Origin of the sequence: Microvirga lenta, assembly GCF_020532555.1 — a bacterium.
Classification (GTDB): Bacteria; Pseudomonadota; Alphaproteobacteria; order Rhizobiales; family Beijerinckiaceae; genus Microvirga; species Microvirga lenta.
The window spans coordinates 244,337-262,099 of record NZ_JAJBBR010000005.1; the positions used below are offsets into that span (position 1 = coordinate 244,337).

Annotated in this window: 17 protein-coding genes; 10 read left to right on the top strand and 7 right to left on the bottom strand. The window is 67.7% G+C overall.

From position 1 onward, the window contains the following. Nucleotides 1-104 precede the first annotated feature (104 nt). Nucleotides 105-2,873 carry an autotransporter family protein gene (locus LGR44_RS09545; protein ID WP_226739741.1) on the bottom strand — a complete coding sequence of 923 codons (2,769 nt, stop codon included), beginning with the start codon at nt 2,871-2,873 and terminating at the stop codon, nt 105-107. 232 nt (nt 2,874-3,105) lie between these two features. Here LGR44_RS09545 and LGR44_RS09550 point away from each other — a divergent pair, with 232 nt between their 5' ends. From LGR44_RS09550 to LGR44_RS09560, 3 genes are all read left to right on the top strand, one after another. Then, a complete protein-coding gene (locus LGR44_RS09550; protein ID WP_226739743.1) occupies nt 3,106-3,399 on the top strand; it encodes a hypothetical protein in 294 nt (97 codons plus the stop codon). Between the two features lie 226 nt (nt 3,400-3,625). Beyond that, entirely contained in the window at nt 3,626-3,943 is a 318-nt protein-coding gene (sugE, locus tag LGR44_RS09555; RefSeq protein WP_226739745.1) for a quaternary ammonium compound efflux SMR transporter SugE, read from the top strand. A gap of 25 nt (nt 3,944-3,968) precedes the next feature. After that, on the top strand, nt 3,969-5,462 hold the full coding sequence (locus tag LGR44_RS09560) for a GGDEF domain-containing protein (protein WP_226739748.1): 1,494 nt from the start codon (nt 3,969-3,971) through the stop codon (nt 5,460-5,462). Nucleotides 5,463-5,489: 27 nt separating this feature from the next. Here the strand turns inward: LGR44_RS09560 and LGR44_RS09565 are convergent, their stop codons facing one another. The 3 genes from LGR44_RS09565 to LGR44_RS09575 form a co-directional block, all read right to left on the bottom strand. After that, nucleotides 5,490-6,860 carry a glutamate--cysteine ligase gene (locus tag LGR44_RS09565; protein ID WP_226739750.1) on the bottom strand — a complete coding sequence of 457 codons (1,371 nt, stop codon included), beginning with the start codon at nt 6,858-6,860 and terminating at the stop codon, nt 5,490-5,492. Nucleotides 6,861-7,054: 194 nt separating this feature from the next. After that, nucleotides 7,055-8,194: a carboxylate-amine ligase gene (locus LGR44_RS09570; protein ID WP_226739752.1), complete on the bottom strand. Its 1,140-nt coding sequence runs from the start codon at nt 8,192-8,194 to the stop codon at nt 7,055-7,057. 173 nt (nt 8,195-8,367) lie between these two features. Beyond that, nucleotides 8,368-9,114: a 16S rRNA (uracil(1498)-N(3))-methyltransferase gene (locus tag LGR44_RS09575; protein WP_226739754.1), complete on the bottom strand. Its 747-nt coding sequence runs from the start codon at nt 9,112-9,114 to the stop codon at nt 8,368-8,370. 290 nt (nt 9,115-9,404) lie between these two features. Between LGR44_RS09575 and LGR44_RS09580 the strand changes: the two genes are divergently transcribed. Both LGR44_RS09580 and ubiA read left to right on the top strand, forming a co-directional pair. Further along, complete coding sequence (locus LGR44_RS09580) at nt 9,405-9,869, top strand: hypothetical protein (protein WP_226739756.1); 465 nt, start codon at nt 9,405-9,407, stop codon at nt 9,867-9,869. Between the two features lie 15 nt (nt 9,870-9,884). Then, nucleotides 9,885-10,823: a 4-hydroxybenzoate octaprenyltransferase gene (ubiA, locus tag LGR44_RS09585; RefSeq protein WP_226739758.1), complete on the top strand. Its 939-nt coding sequence runs from the start codon at nt 9,885-9,887 to the stop codon at nt 10,821-10,823. Nucleotides 10,824-10,828: 5 nt separating this feature from the next. Here the strand turns inward: ubiA and LGR44_RS09590 are convergent, their stop codons facing one another. Further along, nucleotides 10,829-11,296 (bottom strand): DUF6101 family protein, encoded by a 468-nt coding sequence (locus LGR44_RS09590; protein WP_226739760.1) that lies wholly within the window; start codon nt 11,294-11,296, stop codon nt 10,829-10,831. 228 nt (nt 11,297-11,524) lie between these two features. Here LGR44_RS09590 and LGR44_RS09595 point away from each other — a divergent pair, with 228 nt between their 5' ends. The 5 genes from LGR44_RS09595 to lpxK are packed head-to-tail and all read left to right on the top strand — an operon-like array spanning nt 11,525 to nt 15,693. Next, the gene (locus LGR44_RS09595; protein ID WP_226739762.1) at nt 11,525-12,328 is read left to right on the top strand and encodes an inositol monophosphatase family protein; all 804 of its coding nucleotides are present in this window, start codon (nt 11,525-11,527) and stop codon (nt 12,326-12,328) included. A 55-nt stretch (nt 12,329-12,383) separates the two neighbouring features. After that, the gene (locus LGR44_RS09600; RefSeq protein ID WP_226739764.1) at nt 12,384-12,617 is read left to right on the top strand and encodes a DUF4170 domain-containing protein; all 234 of its coding nucleotides are present in this window, start codon (nt 12,384-12,386) and stop codon (nt 12,615-12,617) included. 15 nt (nt 12,618-12,632) lie between these two features. After that, nucleotides 12,633-13,388, top strand: coding sequence for a lysophospholipid acyltransferase family protein (locus tag LGR44_RS09605; protein ID WP_226739766.1), 756 nt, complete (start codon nt 12,633-12,635; stop codon nt 13,386-13,388). Further along, nucleotides 13,385-14,674: a 3-deoxy-D-manno-octulosonic acid transferase gene (locus LGR44_RS09610; protein ID WP_226739768.1), complete on the top strand. Its 1,290-nt coding sequence runs from the start codon at nt 13,385-13,387 to the stop codon at nt 14,672-14,674. The genes LGR44_RS09605 and LGR44_RS09610 overlap by 4 nt, the downstream gene beginning before the upstream one ends. Beyond that, nucleotides 14,674-15,693 carry a tetraacyldisaccharide 4'-kinase gene (gene lpxK / locus LGR44_RS09615; RefSeq protein ID WP_226739770.1) on the top strand — a complete coding sequence of 340 codons (1,020 nt, stop codon included), beginning with the start codon at nt 14,674-14,676 and terminating at the stop codon, nt 15,691-15,693. The genes LGR44_RS09610 and lpxK overlap by 1 nt, the downstream gene beginning before the upstream one ends. Here lpxK and LGR44_RS09620 read toward each other — a convergent pair. Then, entirely contained in the window at nt 15,685-15,900 is a 216-nt protein-coding gene (locus tag LGR44_RS09620) for a DUF2093 domain-containing protein (RefSeq protein WP_226739772.1), read from the bottom strand. The genes lpxK and LGR44_RS09620 overlap by 9 nt on opposite strands. A gap of 70 nt (nt 15,901-15,970) precedes the next feature. Beyond that, entirely contained in the window at nt 15,971-17,548 is a 1,578-nt protein-coding gene (gene xseA, locus LGR44_RS09625) for an exodeoxyribonuclease VII large subunit (protein WP_226739774.1), read from the bottom strand. Nucleotides 17,549-17,763: the final 215 nt, after the last annotated feature.

A 17,763-nucleotide genomic window follows, 5' to 3' on the forward strand; every position in this document is an offset into this window, starting at 1 on the left:
CTCCCGCCCCCCCCTGCAGGGCTCGGGAACGAGCAAGATGAGAACGCCCGCTCCTCCCGTATGGAGGGCGGGCGTTCTCATGACCTTCGCCGCAGCGGCAAACCTCAGAACCGAATGCTCAGGCTGCCGCGCAGGGTGTGCTCCTGGTTCTTCGCGCCGATGGCGCCGGTATAGGCGACGCCGAGCGTGACCTTCTCGCTCACCGCCCAGTTCAGCCCCGCTTCGGCCACGAGGCTATCCGTGTCGATAGGCGCGCCCGAGATGAGGAAGGGCGTGCTGCCGGACACGTAGGAGAAGGTTGCTTCCGGCACCGTGTCGCCGAAGGCATGGCGCCACCCGAGCATGCCCTTGAACGTGAGCAGGCCGGCGCTGGTCGGCAGGGTGGCGGTCAGGCGCGCTCCGAGGGTGGAGTAGGTGGTGTCGAAGGAATGGGCCTCGCCCATCACCGCGACGGCGGAGCCCTCCTCCATGATCGCGCGGCTGTCGATATGCACGTGCGCCAGGCCTGCGAAGGGCTCGATGACGAGGCGTTCGCTCAGCGGGATCGCGTAGCCGACCTCTCCGAAGGCCTGGACGGAATCCGTCGAGCTGCCGGAGAGCGTGGTGCCGGAAAAGCCCGTGAAGGCGATGGCCCGGTGCACGTCGACCTCGTGGTGGGCATAGGCCACGCCGCCCCGCAGGTTGAAGGCCCCGAGAGAGGCGGAACCGTAGGCGCCGATATGAAGGCTTTCGACCGTTCCGGAGGACGAGAGTCCCGCCACGTCGAAGCCGGTCGAGAAGTAGCCGGCCGCGAGCCCGAAGCGATAGGGCGTGCCGAGACCGCCATCGACGCCGAACACGACGCCGCCGGTAGTGCGCTCCACCGCCGCCGTGGTGGCCGTCGCATCCGTCGTGCCCCAGGAGCCGATGGCCTTGCCCCAGACGGCCCAATCCGTGTTCCGGGCAGGCGCAACGGCCACCGGCGCCGCGACGGCCTGCCTGCGCGCGGGCATGTCGGCCATGTAATCGACCTGCACGCCGTCGAGCGCCGCGAAGGTGGGCAGCCCGCCCATGGAGCACCGCAGGCGGCAGAGGATGGCGGCGCGGAAGAGATCGTCGTGGCTCAAGATCACGCCCGTGGCGCTCACCAGCGCCTCGCCCGAGGTGAGGTCGAGAACCCGGGGCAGCTCGTCCTCCGTCACCGGCAGATAGGGATCGATGATCGGCCGGTCGGCGGGCATCGTGGAGGGCCGGATCTGCGGCAGCATGAGATAGATGTTGTTGCCGTCCTTCGTCAGGATCGGCCTGAAGAAGGCGAGGTTCGTGGTCACGCTGGAGAACTGCCCCGTCACGCCGCCCTGCGCCGTGAGGATCGTCCACCGGCTGCCCGGCCTGTAATCGCCCGGCAGGGCATTGACCTGGACGCGCCCCCCTTGAACCTCCGCCGTGCCGTTGGCCACGATTCTGTCGCTCTGCAGGCCCGCATCGAGGTCGACCCGGTAGATCGTGCCGTTGGCGATCAGCACGTTACCCGTGACGTTCAGGATGCCGATTCCGCCCACGCCCGGCGTCAACGTGCTGCCGGACCGGGCGCTGATGCTGCCGACCGTTCCGGAGCCGCCGAGGGTCGCTCCCGAGAACACGGTCATGTCCGAGCCGCCCATGGACCCGACCACCATGAGCGTTCCCTCCCGGACGGCCCAGGGCATGGCGGCATCGTTGGTGCCGACCGTCGTCCAGGTCGAGGCTCCGACCTTCTCGTAATTCTCGAAGTGGCGGTACTGCGCCGCGGGGCCGATCTTGCTCACGTCGAAGGTGGCGTCTGTGTCGCCGCCGAGCGCAAAGGTATCCGTTCCGCTCTCGGCGTCGATGTAGCCGTCGATCTGCGACGAGGAGCCGATCAGGAAGTAATCGTCCCCGCTTCCCAGCTGCCCGGCGACGCCGCTGCGGGCGACGATGCGGCCGAAATTCTCGAACCGCTCGCTGCCACCCTCGAAGTGCAGGGCATCGCTCTGCCGGGTCTCGATGACGCCCGAGGCCTCGTTGACGAGACGCGTGCTCTGGCCGGAGGTCGTGCTGACCCAGATGCCGTAGGAAGATGCGGCCCCGCTGGTGTGAACCGAGCCGCTGTTGACGACGGCGTTGCCGGTGCCCTGGTCGACCTTGATCCCCTGGGCGTTGCCGCCCGACGTTCTGATCGTGCCGCTGTTGGAGATCGCGTTGCGACTTCCGGTCGCCCTCACGCCGTTGCTGAAGTCGCCGGACGTGGAGATCTGGTTCTCGTTCACGAGCGTGTTGTCGTCGCCCTTGGCTCTCATGCCTTCGGCGCCTCGCCCCGTGGTGACGATGCTGCCCCGGTTGGTGAGGGTGTTGGCGTCCCCCTCCCCGTACATGGCGCGGCCGGAGGATCCGGTCGTCCGCACGGTGCCTGCATTGGTCACGGCGTTCCGGTCCCCGACGGCGCGCAGCGCATCGGCGGACGTGCCTTCCGACGATACGGTTCCACGGTTGAGGATGACGCCCTGATGACCGACGATCTCCATCACGTCCGCCGCGTTTCCGTTCGTCGACAGGGTGCCGTCGTTGGTCAGCGAGGTGCGGTCGCCGGACCCCAGGATCGCGCTGAACGTATCGCCGTTGACCGTCGCCTGTCCCTCGACCGTGACGGCTCCGTCGCTGTTGACCACGGCGAGCGGAGCATTGGTGGAGACGGACGTGCCGGAGCAGGCGACCGAATTGCCGTTCCGCACGCAATCCGCCCAGGCGGGCCGACCCAGAACCAGGAGGGCGAGGACGCCGGCAGAGGCGCCTGCCATCAGACGGAATGTCAGATACTTCGCGGCTGTTCCGATACGCTGCCCTGGGGCATCACCACGCCTGTCGATCTTGATCATGAACTCCCTCCGAACTGCTTCGCAAGCTTCGCGGAGTTAGGTCTCGATCCGGACGGGAAACCTCTTCGTTCATATAGCTAACCTTAGGTAATCGTTGATAATTTTTGACCTCGCCTTGAGAAAATGCACAAATGACTGCGCCGCATCGTCGCCTTTCATACCCGCGAGGGTTGACGAGACGGCGCCCTCTGGAGTCCAGTCATCCGATGAGGAAATCCTGCAGGACGAATCGATGATGAGAGCCGTGCTCTCCGCCGCAATTTTCGCCTCCCTGACCGGGGCGGCCCTGGCCCAGGAGGCGTCGAAGCCCCTGCAACTGGTGGTGCGTCCCTCCGGCTACGACGCCGTTCAGAACGAGGCCAAGGAGCGGCAGGAGCGCCTGCTCAGGCGTCTGGAGCAGAGCAATCACATGATGCGTTCCATCTGCACTCATTGCGGCGACGAGTGGAAGCATCAGATCTATGCTCCGTTCCACCCCCTCGCGACCCTCGGCGGGACGCGGACGGCAGAGGAGCAGGGAAACTGAGCAAGCCGGCCCCTTCCGCCCCAGTCTCGGCCGCGCGCTCCGCCGGCGCATGGGTGCCGGCGCTCGCCGCAAGACGGAACTTAAGCAAAGTCGGCTTTGCAAGTCGCGAGCCTCGCAACAGATTGAGGCGGCAAAATCTTTCCTCTATACCTTTCGGAGTACGAGGACGACCTCGTGCTTTCCCGGCGATCGGTGGGGACGGCCCTGCCTGTGACGGAGCCCTGTCATGGCATGGACTTATCTCGTTCTCGCGGGCCTCTTCGAAATCGGCTGGGCTATCGGCTTGAAGTACACGGACGGATTCACCCGCATTCTTCCCTCCGTTCTCACGGCGGCCAGCATGATCGTCAGCGTCCTGCTGCTCGGCCTGGCGCTGAAATCCCTGCCCGTCGGCACCGGCTATGCCGTCTGGACCGGGATCGGAACGGTCGGAACCGCAATTCTGGGCATCATTCTCCTGGGGGAACCTGCGACGGCGGCGCGCCTCGCCTGCATCGGACTGATCGTGGCCGGCATTCTCGGCCTCAAGCTGGCCTCGGGCTAGCCCGGACGATCCGTCGGAGGGCACCATGGCGGCAGCACGTTCCATCAAGGCTTTGTCCTCGGCCCTGTGGCTGAAGGCATTCGTCGCCGTTGTCTGCCTGGCCATCGTGACCCTCGAAGGCTGGCGCGACTGGAACGAGCGCCAGGAGGAGTTCACGGCCATCGAGGCGTCGGTGACCAACCTCGCCAAATCCCTCACCCAGCACGTCGAGGACACCTTCGAACTGGCCGACGCCATTCTGGTCGACATCGTCGACCGCATCGAAAGGGGCGGCGCCTCCCCGGATGCGATCACGCAGATGGACGAGTTCCTGGCCGAGCGGATCCAAACCCTGCGCCGCTTCAAGACCCTGACCATCTACGGTGCGGACGGTGTGCTTCTCGGCAGCTCCCTGCCGGGCCACCGCTACAAGGTCGATGTCCGGGATCAGGCGTTTTTCCAGCATCACAGCACGACGCCCGCCGGGAGATGGTTCTTCGGCCCCCTCATCCGGGATCCGGTCGGCAGCGACTGGGTTCTGACGCTCTCGCGCCGCATCGACAAACCGGACGGCAGCTTCGGCGGCGTCGCCGTAGCAACCATTCCCCATCTCTACTTCGCGACCTTTTTCAGCCGTTTCGACGTGGGCATGCAGGGAACGATCACCCTGTTTCACACGGACGGCACCCTGCTCGTGCGCTTTCCCTCCCGGGAGAACGCCATCGGGCGCAACGTATCCTACGAGCCCTGGTTCAAGGACGGCGTCACCTGGGGATCCTTCGAGTACAAGTCCCCCATCGACGGGGTGGAGCGCATCAGCGGCTATCAGCGCAACCACATCTTTCCCATTGGCGTCCTCGCGTCGGTCGGCAGGGTCGAGGCCCTGGCGGATTGGAACCGGGAATTCGTGTACCGGGCCGTCGCCGTCCTGATCCTGGTCGGCCTCCTGGCCTATCTCGGATGGAGCCTCTCGCGGCAGCTGACCCGGCGCGAAAGGGCGGAAGCGGAGTTGTCCATCCTGGCGGCCACCGACGGCCTGACCGGTCTCGCCAACCGCCGGACCTTCGACAAGGCTCTCGAAACCGAATGGTCCCGGGCGGCACGCCAGGGCACGCCGCTGGCGCTCCTGCTCATCGATATCGACCGCTTCAAATGCTTCAACGACTATTACGGGCACCAGGCGGGCGACGAGAGCCTGCAGACGGTGGCACGGATGCTGTCGACGGCGGTGAAGCGCCCGGGCGATCTCGTGGCACGCTATGGCGGCGAGGAAATCGTCATTCTCCTGCCGGCGACCGATGCGGCCGGCGCCGCGGCGGTCGCGGAGGAGGCTCGGGCTCGGATCGAGGCGCTTGCCATTCCCCACAATGCCAATACGCCGTCCTGCGTGCTCACGATCAGCATCGGCACCGCGGCGGTAATGCCCGCTTTCGAGCAGCTCGACAGCGATCCCAAGATGCTGGTGGCTCTGGCCGATCAGGCGCTCTACCAGGCGAAGCTAGAGGGCCGCAACAGGGTGTCCATGGCGGAGGCTGCGTGATCCTCTTTGCGCAGCCTCGGGCGGCGCTTAGAAAACGCATTCCTCGAAGGCCGGCATGACGGAGCCGCCCCAGGCTCCGTGATAGCGCTCCAGCAGACGCTCGGCCTGAGTGCGGCCCGATGCCACGATCTCCTCCACGAAGTCGAGGTGGCGCGTCTCGTCCCGCCCTTGGTCGTCCAGGAAGCCCCTGCGCGCGAGGCCCGCCCGCGCGAGAGCCAGCGCGTCGCCGGCAACGTCGCGAACCGGACGGCCCGCGATGGAGGCGTTGAGGGCGAATTTCGGAACGTCGGCGCGCAGACGCTCCCGCTCCTCGGCGCTCCAGCCCTTCACCAGTTCCCAGGCCCCGTCGAGGGCGGCCTCGTCGTAGAGCAGTCCGGTCCAGAAGGCGGAGAGCGCCGCGATATGCTCGGGCCCACCGACATCCGCGCCGCGCATCTCGAGATAGCGCTTGAGCCGCACCTCCGGAAAAAGGGTGGAGACGTGGTTCGCCCAGTCGGAGCGGGTGGCGCGCTCGCCCGGCAGTTGCGGCAGCTTGCCCGCGAAGAGATCGCGGAACGAAGCGCCCGCGACGTCGTGATAGGTGGAGTCCCGCTTCACGAAATACATGGGCACGTCGAGGGCCCAGTCCACGTAGGCCTCGTAGCCGAAACCGTCCTCGAACGCGAAGGCCATCATGCCCGTGCGGTCGGCGTCCGTATCGCGCCAGATGTGCGAGCGCATGGACAGGAAGCCGTTGGGCTTGCCGTCCGTGAAGGGCGAATTGGCGAAGATGGCGGTGGCGATGGGCTGAAGCGCGAGCGAGACCCGCAGCTTCTTCACCATGTCGGCCTCGGACGCATAGTCCATGTTCACCTGCACGGTGGACGTGCGGTACATCATGTCGAGGCCGAGTTTGCCGACCTTCGGCATGTAGTTCGTCATGATGCGATAGCGCGCCTTCGGCATGACCGGCGTCTGGTCCCGCGTCCAGAGCGGGCTCATCCCGAGCGTCAGGAAGCCGATTCCGAGGCGCTCGCCCACGGCCTTCACGTCCTCCAGGTGCTGCGCCGTCTCGGCAGCCGTCTCATGGAGCGTCTTCAGAGGTGCGCCCGACAGCTCGAACTGCCCGCCCGGCTCGAGAGAAATGGCCCCGCCCCCGCCCTCGTCGAAGAGGCCGATGGGATGGTCGTCCTCCATGATGGGCTGCCAGCCCGTGCGGCTCTCCATGCCCTCCAGCAAGGCGCGTATCCCCCGCTCGCCGTCATAGGGAACGGGAGAGGCATCGGCCGTGTAGAAGGGCACCTTCTCGTGCTCCGTGCCGAGTCGCCATGAACCGCGGGGCTTCTCGCCGGACGCGATCCATTCCACGAGCTCCGACCGCGCGCCGATGGGGGTCGCATCGGATACGTCGCGCGCCATGCATCACCTCATGAAGAAAAGCGCGGTCGAGATACCGCGCTGAATCAGGTCGAGTGTAGATAGGCGCCTTAATGCCAAGCTGCAACGTGAGACAAAGATACAAAGACGCAGGATCGGGCACTTGTTCCCGGGTGTCGGAACGCGGCGGCCCGTGCGAGAGCCGCCGCTTCATCCTCCCCCTCCGGGACCGGCCTTCAGTGCCGGACCATCGGCTCGCCGACGGTCTCCGCGGAGAGCCAGTCGACGACGCCGGACAGCGCATCCCGGCTCGACAGGCCGCGCCCCAGGGCTTCGGTATAGAGGGTCAGCTGCTGGTCCGCGCTGGTGCCGCGGGCGACGATCCAGCGCGCGAGGTCCAGTTCGCGCTCGCAGCCGAGGGCCTTGGCGTCCTCGGCCACCAGGTCCAGGGTCTCCTCCAGGATCTGCCGCACGGGCTTGGCGCTCCGGGACGCCTCGTCGACGAAGCTGCCGTGGATGCCGTAGCGCTGGGCGCGCCAGCTGTTCTCGTCGTTGATCGCGCGCGACGCTCCCGTCTGGCCCGCATTGAGCTTCGGGTCGCGGTCGAGGTGCCGCACCAGGCAGCGGTAGAGGGCCGCGATGGCGAGGGTGTCGTCGACGCGGGTGCAGCTGTCGGCCACGCGCAGCTCCAGGGTGGGGTGCTTCAGAGACGGGCGGATGACCCACCAGACATAGCTCGAATTCTCGATGGCGCGCGCCTCGACGAGCGTGTCGATGTAGCGCTGGTAGTCCTTGGCGCCGTCGAACAGGTCCGGCAGGCCCGTGCGCGGCAGCTCGCGGTAGGCGGCCAGGCGATAGCCGAGCAGGCCCGTGCGCTGCGACTGCCAGAACGGCGAGGACGTGGAGAGCGCGAGCAGAAGCGGCAGGTAGGGCTGGATCCGGTTCATGATGTCCACGCGGGCCGCGAGGTCCGGCACCTCCACGTGGACGTGCATCCCGCAGAGGATCATGCGGCTGCCGATCATCTGCAGGTCGTGCATGACCTTGCCGTAGCGGGGCTGGAGATTGGCGCGGACCCGCGACCAGATGGCGACCGGGTGCGTGCCCGACGCCATGACGGACAGGTTGAAGTCGCGGGCGATGGCCCCGACGGAGGAGCGCAGGGTCGTGAGCTGCGAGCGCGCATCGGCGAAATCGAGCGCCGGCTTGGTCGCGATCTCGATCTGAGGCTCGAGCATCTCAGGCTGAATGTCTTCCGAAAGCTTTTCCCGGCAGGCTTCGAAGAATTCCTTGATCCTGCCCCGTGCGATGTCTCGCTTGGACGCATCGTTGACGAAGTATTCCTCTTCGATGCCGAACTTGTAGTCCCCGCTCATTTCCTGAGCTCCTCTGAATTATTATTTTGGCGTTCGTTCATTTAGGTGATGTTCTTGTGACCATGCGCTCCAACCTCCCCTGCAATGAGGCGAGATTGGGGCCATTGGGCGTGAAACTGCTAAGCTGCTGCAGCTAGAGGCAGATCGGCACGAGCCATCGTCGGATGGTCGGATCAGCCCCAGTCTCCAAGCACGGACTGAACGACCGCCAGGGCCGCCACGGCGGCGGTGTCGGCGCGCAAGATTCGCGGTCCCAACGATACGCGGACACTACTTTCGTGGGCGGCAACAAGCGCTCTCTCCGAATCGGTAAAGCCCCCTTCGGGACCCACAACAACGGCAAGACCGGGCTTCTTGTTCCCGAAGCTTGACAGGGCCTCGACCGGATTGGCGACGGGGGCGTCCTCGTCGCAGAAAACCAGCAGCCGCTCCTGCTCCAAGTTCTTGACGAAGCTCTCCAAATCCGTCTCCTCCCGAACCTCCGGAAGGGTGATGATCCCGCACTGCTCCGCTGCCTCGACGGCGTTACTCCGCATGCGCTCGAGGTTGACCCGCGTGCTCTGGGTGCGCCGCGTGATCACCGGCTGGAGAACCCCCGCTCCCATCTCCACGGCCTTCTGCACCATGTAGTCGAGCCGGGCGTGCTTGAGCGGCGCGAAGGCATAGACGAGATCGGGGCGCGGGGTCTGCGCGCGCGTCTGCTCGGCGCAGACGAGGTCCGCCGCCTTCCGGCCCTCCACGGAGATCTCGGCGCGCCACTCGCCGTCTTCGCCATTGAAGATCAGGACCGGGCTGCCGGCCTGAAGGCGCAGGACGTTGAGGAGGTAGTTGGCCTGCCCCCTGTCGAGGGAGATGCGGGCGCCCGCCCGGAGCGGGACGTCGACGAACAGGCGGGGAGCGTTGAAATCGTAAGCAGCCATGGAATCTCTGGAAGCGCCCGGCAGGCGACGGAGAAGGTTTCGAGGCGAAGCGGCTTCTGCTGCAAGGAGCCCTGCATTGCTGCGGAGATGCCGCTTCGGTTAAGACAGTTCTTAACAATTTAACCTACCGTGGGGGAGAGGACGGGCGGCGCGGTCACACGGAATTTAGGTGCGCCGGAACACGCCATGTCCTATGCGGGGCCATTCGCCGCTTGGCCTGGGGGGCCTTAACCTGTTAACAGAACACCGGCCCGCGAGACGTCGCGCGCTTGTTTGTAAGGACTTTGCCAATGACGCATCTCCGTTCGCACCTCACGGCTGCGTTTGCCCTTGCGGGCATTTTCATGGCTGCTCCCGCCGTCGCACAGTCGAGCTCGTGCCAGGACGCACAGAAGTTTCTGACCGAGCGCCAGAGCCTGATTCAGCAGATCAACAAGCTCGGCGGCGAAGGCAAGAAGAAACAGATCGACCCCCGCGCCGCCTGCGGCATCTTCACGAAGCTCGTCTCGAACGGTGACAAGGGCGTGAAGTGGATCACGGCCAACAAGGACTGGTGCCAGGTTCCCGACCAGTTCGCGCAGAGCTTCACGGAAGATCACAAGCGCGCCCAGAACATGAAGACGCAGGCCTGCCAGGCGGCCGCCAAGGTGGCCGAGATGGAGAAGCGGGCGAAGCAGGCGCAGCAGCAGGGCAACGGCCTGCTCGGCGGCGGCGGCCTCACCGGCTCCTACAGCATCCCGAAGGGCGCTCTCTAAGGAGGGCGCACCCGCATGGACCGCCCGGTCGCCTCGTCCCTTCCCGACGCCGTCCGGGGCCATTGGGCCGACCGCTGGGCGCCTGTCCGGCTCAGACCCTATCTCCGCCTCGCGCGCATCGAGCGGCCCATCGGCTGGTGGCTTCTGCTGCTGCCCTGCTGGTGGTCGGCCGCCCTCGCGGCCATCGCCGCCGGCCAGCCCTGGCCGAATCCCGTTCACTGCGTCCTGTTCCTGATCGGCGCCGTCGCCATGCGCGGCGCGGGCTGCACCTACAACGACATCGTCGACCGCGACCTGGACACCCGGGTGGAGCGGACCCGGGACCGCCCCCTCCCCTCGGGACAGGTCAGCCTCAAGGGGGCGCTTGCCTTTCTGGCCCTGCAGGGCCTGGTCGGTCTTGCGGTGCTTCTTCAGTTCAATGCCTTCGCCATCGCGACGGGGTTCGCCTCCTTAGGCGTCGTGGCCCTCTATCCCTTCATGAAGCGCTTCTTCTGGATGCCGCAGATCGTGCTGGGGCTGGCTTTCGCCTGGGGCGCCCTGATGGGCTGGGCCGCGGCCTTCGGCTCCCTGAGCCCGGCGGCGGTCGCGCTCTATCTCGGCAGCATCGCCTGGGTGGTGGGCTACGACACCATCTATGCGCTGCAGGATATCGAGGACGACGAGATCGCCGGCATCAAGTCCTCCGCCCGCTTCTTCGGCGAGCGGGTACGGCTGGGCGTCGCCGCCTGCTACGTGCTGACCGTCCTGTTCATGGCGGCGGCCTTCATCCTGGCGGATGCGGGGCCGGTCGCCTTCGCGGGGCTGGCCCTCTTCGCCCTTCATCTCGCCTGGCAGGTCGCCCGGATCGACCGCACCGACGGCGCGGGCGCCCTGCGCCTGTTCCGGTCGAACAGGGATGCCGGCCTGATCCTGTTCGCGGCCATGGCGCTCGAAAGCTTCGTGAGGGCTCTTTAGAAACCTCAGATCCCCTGTCTCGGGACGATCTCCGCCTCCCGGAAGATCCGCGGACGCTGCGGGAAGCAGCCCGTCTTGCGCCGGGTCAGGAAGCGCGGGCGGCGGGAGGTGAGCAGCTTGTGCCGGCTGCGCGGCCAGAGCGGCCCCACCTGCAGGCGCCCGACCTGGCGGCACAGGGCCATGACCGAGCCGTTCGAGAACCTGACCGTCAAAGGCAGCCCCGCTGCCGCGCCGAGCGCGCGCCACTCCGCCACCACGTCCTCCTCCGCGTAGGGGCCGAGGGTCAGGAGCGCCTTCGTGCCGTCGAGGAGGACGAGGTGGAAGCCGCTCCCCTCGGGATCCGCCTGGAGGGCGAGAGCCGTCGCGGCCGCTCCGAGCCTGCCGATGATCCCGACCGGAAATGGTGCCTTAACCGTCCGGCCGGAGCCACCGGCCAGGGAAAAAATGCCGGTCTTGTGTGTCGCCTGTCCCATGCGTGACGCCCTGTTCGAGTTCACCGACGGCCTCTGACGGACCGCTCATCATGGGGGCAATCTGGACCCCGCCCCGTAGGAAAGAGCTTAAAAGCTTCGGTTAAGGGAGGGTTGCCGCCCGCCTTTCGGAGGCGATGCTCAACAAAACCTTGCATCTCGCCGGAAAAGAGCGGCTGTGGTAATCGGCCCCGGTGGCATCTTCCGCCGCCCCTCCCCATCTTGCATCCGATGCTTGCTCCTTCATCCGAAATCATTTCCTCCCTCGGTCAGGCCGTGCGGGACGCCGCGCGCCAGGCCGGCGCCATAGCCCTGCCCTTCTACCGCTCCGGCGCCCAGACGGCGGCGCGCCTCTGGTACAAGGACAAGTCCTCGCCGGTCACCGAAGCGGACATCGCCCTCGACACCTTCCTGAAGGAGCACCTGTCCGGCCTGCTGCCGGAGGCGGCGTGGCTGTCGGAGGAGACGGCCGACAATCCCGAGCGTCTCGACCAGCGCTGCGTCTGGATCGTCGATCCGATCGACGGCACCCGGGCCTTCTCGACCGGCCATCCGGACTGGTCGATCTCCATTGCCCTCGTCCTGGAGGGGCGGCCCGTGCTGGGCGTGATCTATGCCCCCATCCACGACCACCTCTACGAGGCCGTTCTCGGCGGCGGGGCCTGGTGCAACGGCCGAAGGCTCAAGGTTTCCGAAGCCGAACGGCTGGACCGCGCCCGCGTGGCCGGCCCCAAACCGCTCATGGACAGATTCGCGCGCAGCGCGGGAGCGATCCAGCCCCTGCCCAAGGTGCCCTCCCTGGCCCTGCGCCTCGCCCGGGTCGCGGACGGGTCCATCGATGTCGGTTTGGTTTCGTCGAACGCCCACGACTGGGATATCGCCGCCGCGGACCTGATTCTCCACGAAGCCGGCGCCCTTCTGACCGACTTCGGCGGACAGGCTCCCATCTACAACAGGCCTCAACCGCGCCACAACGAGATGGTTGCCGTTGCGTCACGGTTGCATCCGCGTGCTATTGGAGCCATGAGGACCTGAAAAGGCCAGCCTCAGCAGCAACCCTTATGCCTTCCGTTAGGAGACCCTAATCCCCATGACCGACCTGCCTGGCAAGCAACTCCTTCACCTGGTTTTCGGCGGCGAGCTCACCAGCCTCGATTCCGTCGACTTCAGGGATCTCTCGCAGCTGGACATCGTCGGGATCTTCCCGAACTACGCCAGCGCCCACGCGGCGTGGAAAGCCAAGGCGCAGGCGAGCGTCGACAACGCCCATATGCGCTACTTCATCGTTCATCTTCACCGCCTGCTGGACCCGCAGCAGGGCTGACCTCCCAAAGCCGCGATGGGTCTCGTCAAACGCATCACGCGCGCCCGTCCTGTCCAGGAAGCCCTGGGCGGGATCGTCGCGGGCTATCTCAAGCTCGTGCAGCGCACCAACCGGTTCGTGATGGAGCCGGCGGATGCCTATGACCGGATCGGCCCCCTGATGCCCGTGATCGCAGCCATGTGGCACGGGCAGCATTTCATGATCCATTTCGCGAAGCGGCCCGGGGACCGGGCGGCGAGCCTGGTCTCCCGCTCCGGCGACGGCGAGTTCAACGCCATCGCGCTGCGCCATCTCGGGATCCGGGCGATCCGGGGCTCCGGCGCCCGCGGTCGCGACATCCGCAAGAAGGGCGGCGTCGCGGCCATGCGCGCCATGATGCGCGCTCTCGGCGATGGCGAGATGGTGGTGATGACGGCCGATATTCCGAAGACCTCGCGGGTTTGCGGCGAGGGCATCGTGACCCTGGCCCAGCTCTCGGGACGGCCCATCGTGCCCGTCGCCGTGGTCACGAGCCGGCGCATCGATTTCGCGAGCTGGGACCGGGCGAGCATCGGCCTTCCCTTCGGGCGCGGCGCCATGGTGCTCGGCGAGCCGATCCATGTCCCCCGCGACGCGGATGCGGCGACCCTCGAGGCCCTGCGGCAGGACGTGGAGCGTGAGCTCGATGCGGTTCACGAACGCGCCTATGCCCTGATCGGCTCGCAGGATCCCGGCGCCCGGAACCGGAACGCCAAGCCCCCCGCCGCTCTTGCCGAAGGCTCGCGCGCATGAGCCTGCCCTTCCTCGTCAGAACCTACCGCACCGCGACCGCCGCCCTGGAGCCGGCGGTGATCGGCCTGCTCTACTGGCGCCAGCGCAAGGGGCGCGAGGATCGCACGCGCCTCGGCGAGCGGCAGGGCTATCCCAGCCGCGCCCGGCCCAAGGGCCATCTGGTCTGGGTCCATGGGGCGAGCAACGGCGAGACCCTGTCCCTGCTTCCGGTGGTGGAGCGGCTGACGCAGCGCGGCATCTCCGTGCTGGTCACGTCGGGCACCCGCACCTCCGCCTCGCTCATCGCGCGGCGTCTGCCTCCGGGCGCGGTGCACCAGTTCGTTCCCGTCGACGTTCCGCGTTACATCCGCCGCTTCCTCGACCATTGGCAGCCGGATCTCGTCCTGGTGGCCGAATCCGAGATCTGGCCCAACACCATCGTCGCCCTCGACCAGCGCCGCATCCCCCTCGTTCTGGTGAACGGGCGCATGTCGGACAGGTCGTTCCAGCGCTGGCAGAAGCTGCCGCGCATCATCGGCGCCCTGCTGGAACGCTTCGCCCTGTGCCTGGCGCAGACTCCGGAGGATGCGGAGCGGCTGGCGCGTCTCGGGGCGCCGCGGGTGCTGGTCTCCGGCAACCTGAAGTTCGATTCCGCCCCTCCGCCGGCCGATCCGCGCATGGTCGCGCATTTGTCCGGCCTCGTGGCGGGCCGCCCCGTCTGGCTCGCCGCCAGCACCCATCCGGGCGAGGAGACCGCCATCGTCGCGGTGCATCGCGCCCTGGCCCAGCGCCATCCGCACCTTCTAACGATCATCGTGCCCCGCCACCCGCACCGGGGCGAGGAGGTCGCCGCCATCGCCGAGCGCGCCGGCCAGCGCGCCGGACGGCGCTCGCAGGGCATCCATCCGGACCGGGCGACGGACATCTATGTGGTGGATACGGTGGGCGAGATGGGCCTGTTCTACCGTCTCTCCCCCATCGTGCTCATGGGCGGCACCCTGGTGCCCATCGGCGGCCACAACCCCATCGAGCCGGCCAAGCTCGGCGCCGCGATCCTGCACGGACCCCACGTTCACAGCGCGGCCGAGATCTATGCCGCCCTCGACGAAGCGCGGGGCGCCCTGACGGTCAAGGACAGCGCCGCCCTCGCGCGGGCCGCGAGCCAGCTTCTCGCCAATCCGGCCCTGACGCGGGACATGGCCCGCGCCGCCGCGGACGCGGTGCAGGCGCTCGGCGGCGCCGTGGATCGCACCATGCAGTCCATCGAGCCCTTCATCGTCCAGGCGAAGCTCGGAGCGCGCCGCTGATGCGCGCGCCCGCCTTCTGGTGGCAGGCGGCGCCTTCTCCTCTCGCCCACCTGCTCCGGCCCGCCAGCCTGATCTACGGCGCGGTCGCGGCCCGGCGCATGGGGAGGCCGGGCACGCAGGCAGGTCTGCCGGTCGTCTGCATCGGCAATTTCACGGCCGGGGGCGCCGGCAAGACCCCGACGGCTCTGGCGGTGGCGGAGCTGCTGGAGGCCGCCGGCGAGAGCCCGGCCTTCCTGTCGCGCGGCTATGGCGGACGTCTCGCGGGCCCCGTGGAGGTCACGGACCACCACACGGCCGCCGATGTGGGCGACGAACCGCTGCTGCTCGCCCGCAGGGCGCCGACCATTGTCTCCCGCGACCGTCCGGCAGGCGCGCAATTGGCGCTGGAGATCGGTGCAACCGTCGTGATCATGGACGACGGGCTTCAGAACCCGTCCCTGCGAAAGGACTGCGCCATCGCGGTGGTGGACGGGGCCACGGGGATCGGCAACGGCCTGCCCCTGCCCTCCGGCCCCCTGCGCGCGCCCATGGCGGTGCAGTGGCCCGCCATCGACGCGATCCTCGTCATCGGCGAGGGAGAGGCCGGCGATGCGGTGGCCGGGGAGGCGGAAGAAATGGGCAAGCGTGCCTTCCGGGCGCGGCTGGTTCCCTATCCCGCCGCCGCCGAGGCGCTGCGGGACCGCCGCGTCCTGGCCTTCGCCGGCATCGGCCGGCCGGAGAAGTTCTTCGATACCCTTCGGGAATGCGGGGCAAGGGTCGAGCAGACCCGGACCTTTCCGGATCATCACCCCTACAGCCCCGCCGACCTGGACGGCCTCAGGGGCGAAGCCGCACGCGCGGGTCTTCAGGCGGTCACGACGGAAAAGGACCTCGCCCGGATCGCGGGCATGGACCTCGCAGAACCCTGGGCGGATCTGATGACGCTGCCGGTGCGGCTCGGGCTGGAGGACGAGGCGGGGTTCCGCAACTTCCTCCTCCGTCATGTGGAGGAACGGCGCCTCAGCGCCATGTCATTGTGACGGTGCCTGCCCCGTCAGGCGCATCATCACGGCCTCCGGCGAGGCATAGGCCTCCTGCAATTCGACGCTCCAGTATTTCAGCTCGTCGAGGGGAATGGGCTGACCCGTGACGCCGCAGCGCACGAAGGCCCCGGGCTTCACGACCCGGAGGTTGCTGTCGAGATATTGCACGACGGCCTCGCCGCCGCTGCGCTCAAGCTTGTTCATGGGCGTCACTGGTGTCTGGAAGGACCGGCCTCTCACATAGGAGCGACCGGCGGGTGTTTTCAATGCCGCCTCAGAACAGGGCCCCCTGCTCTTCCGCGACCGCAACCTTGGGCTTGATGGACTTGGGCCTCACCGCCATGCCCCGTCCGCCGGTGGCGTCGGTCTTGCCGTCCGCGAATTCCAGCACGAGAGCCTGACCGTCGAACACCGCTTCGGCGGAGCGCAGGGGCTGGCCATCCGCATCGCGCACCAGGGCGAAGCCGCGCTTGAGCACGGATTTGTAGTTCAGGCTGTCGAAGAGCTGGGCCACCGCATGGAGACGATCGGCCTTGCGGGCGATCTGCCCCTGGAGGGCGGGAGCCAAGCGCTCGGACGCCCGCTGCATCAGGTCGCCGGCCTGGGCGAGCCGGGTCCGCTCGGCGCGCAGCAGCGCCTCGCGCGACACCACGAGCCGCCGGCTGATCTGCTTCAGGCTCTCGCTGCGCAGGACGATGGAGCGGCACAGGGCGTTGTAGGGGCGCGGCCCCACCGCATCGAGCCGGGCGCGCATGCGGGCGACATTCGCCACCGGCGACAGGTGGGAGAGCTGGCGGGAGAGCTTGAGCAGCCGCTCCTCGTGCCCGCGGGCGTTGCGCGACAGGGCCGGGTAGAGCTTGGTCGAGGCGAGATCGAGCCGCTGGCGCTTGGGCGAGAACAGGGCTTCCGGCGTCGGCAGGGCGCGGGCGGTCGAGCGCAGGTCGGATCGGCGGCGGTCGATGACCCGCAGGACGGATTCCATGTGGCGCCGGGCGAGATCGTTCACGCCCGCCATCAGCTCGACCCGCACCGGCACCACCATCTCGGCGGCGCCCGTAGGCGTCGGCGCGCGGACATCGGCCGCATGGTCGATCAGGGTCCAGTCGGTCTCGTGCCCCACCGCCGAGACGAGCGGAATCGCGCTCTCGGCGGCGGCCCGGACCACGATCTCCTCGTTGAAGCCCCACAGATCCTCGATGGAGCCGCCGCCGCGGGCGACGATGAGCACGTCCGGACGCGGCACCCTGCCGCCGGGTTCGAGGGCATTGAAGCCGCGGATCGCCGCCGCCACCTCGGCTGCGCAGGTATCGCCCTGCACGCGCACGGGCCAGACCAGGACCTGACGCGGGAAACGGTCCTCCAGCCGGTGGAGGATGTCGCGGATCACGGCACCGGTGGGCGAGGTCACGACGCCGATGACCCGCGGCAGATAGGGCAGCCGCCGCTTGCGCTCGGCCGCGAAGAGGCCCTCGGCCGTGAGCTTGCGCCGCCGCTCCTCCAGCACCGCCATGAGTGCGCCGATGCCGGCGGGCTCCAGGGTCTCGACCACGATCTGGTACTTGGACGAGCCCGGGAAGGTGGTGATGCGCCCGGTGGCGATGACCTCCATCCCCTCCTCCGGCCGGATCTTCAGCCGGGAGAAGGACCCCTTCCAGATCACCGCATCGATGCGGGCGTTCTGGTCCTTGAGGCAGAAATAGACGTGCCCCGAGGAATGGGGCCCGCGATAGCCCGACACCTCGCCGCGCAGGCGCACATGGCCGAACGCGTCCTCGAGGGTGCGCTTGAGGGCGCCCGCGAGATCGGACACCGACCATTCGGGGGCATTGGAGGGGGCTTTGTCTGCGAACATGAGGGGAACAGTAGTGGGTCGGACGGGGGTCTGCCAAGGGTGGGCTTCGGAGGGTGTGGATGGAGGATAATCCTATCCTTCCGCAGCGGAGACGGGCGAGGAAGCGGGCGCTTCAGGTTCTGCAAGGGTATTGCAATGAAGTCTTATGTAAATTTATAACGTGTCCAGTGCTCTCCCGCAGGCCGGTTCACCCGCCTCCTATCAGAAAAGCGATT

Bases quoted from the DNA above. Each gene is read 5' to 3' on its own strand.
- LGR44_RS09545 (WP_226739741.1), bottom strand. From the start codon at position 2,873: ATGATCAAGATCGACAGGCGTGGTGATGCCCCAGGGCAGCGTATCGGA.
- LGR44_RS09550 (WP_226739743.1), top strand. From the start codon at position 3,106: ATGATGAGAGCCGTGCTCTCCGCCGCAATTTTCGCCTCCCTGACCGGG.
- sugE (WP_226739745.1), top strand. From the start codon at position 3,626: ATGGCATGGACTTATCTCGTTCTCGCGGGCCTCTTCGAAATCGGCTGG.
- LGR44_RS09560 (WP_226739748.1), top strand. From the start codon at position 3,969: ATGGCGGCAGCACGTTCCATCAAGGCTTTGTCCTCGGCCCTGTGGCTG.
- LGR44_RS09565 (WP_226739750.1), bottom strand. From the start codon at position 6,860: ATGGCGCGCGACGTATCCGATGCGACCCCCATCGGCGCGCGGTCGGAG.
- LGR44_RS09570 (WP_226739752.1), bottom strand. From the start codon at position 8,194: ATGAGCGGGGACTACAAGTTCGGCATCGAAGAGGAATACTTCGTCAAC.
- LGR44_RS09575 (WP_226739754.1), bottom strand. From the start codon at position 9,114: ATGGCTGCTTACGATTTCAACGCTCCCCGCCTGTTCGTCGACGTCCCG.
- LGR44_RS09580 (WP_226739756.1), top strand. From the start codon at position 9,405: ATGACGCATCTCCGTTCGCACCTCACGGCTGCGTTTGCCCTTGCGGGC.
- ubiA (WP_226739758.1), top strand. From the start codon at position 9,885: ATGGACCGCCCGGTCGCCTCGTCCCTTCCCGACGCCGTCCGGGGCCAT.
- LGR44_RS09590 (WP_226739760.1), bottom strand. From the start codon at position 11,296: ATGGGACAGGCGACACACAAGACCGGCATTTTTTCCCTGGCCGGTGGC.
- LGR44_RS09595 (WP_226739762.1), top strand. From the start codon at position 11,525: ATGCTTGCTCCTTCATCCGAAATCATTTCCTCCCTCGGTCAGGCCGTG.
- LGR44_RS09600 (WP_226739764.1), top strand. From the start codon at position 12,384: ATGACCGACCTGCCTGGCAAGCAACTCCTTCACCTGGTTTTCGGCGGC.
- LGR44_RS09605 (WP_226739766.1), top strand. From the start codon at position 12,633: ATGGGTCTCGTCAAACGCATCACGCGCGCCCGTCCTGTCCAGGAAGCC.
- LGR44_RS09610 (WP_226739768.1), top strand. From the start codon at position 13,385: ATGAGCCTGCCCTTCCTCGTCAGAACCTACCGCACCGCGACCGCCGCC.
- lpxK (WP_226739770.1), top strand. From the start codon at position 14,674: ATGCGCGCGCCCGCCTTCTGGTGGCAGGCGGCGCCTTCTCCTCTCGCC.
- LGR44_RS09620 (WP_226739772.1), bottom strand. From the start codon at position 15,900: ATGAACAAGCTTGAGCGCAGCGGCGGCGAGGCCGTCGTGCAATATCTC.
- xseA (WP_226739774.1), bottom strand. From the start codon at position 17,548: ATGTTCGCAGACAAAGCCCCCTCCAATGCCCCCGAATGGTCGGTGTCC.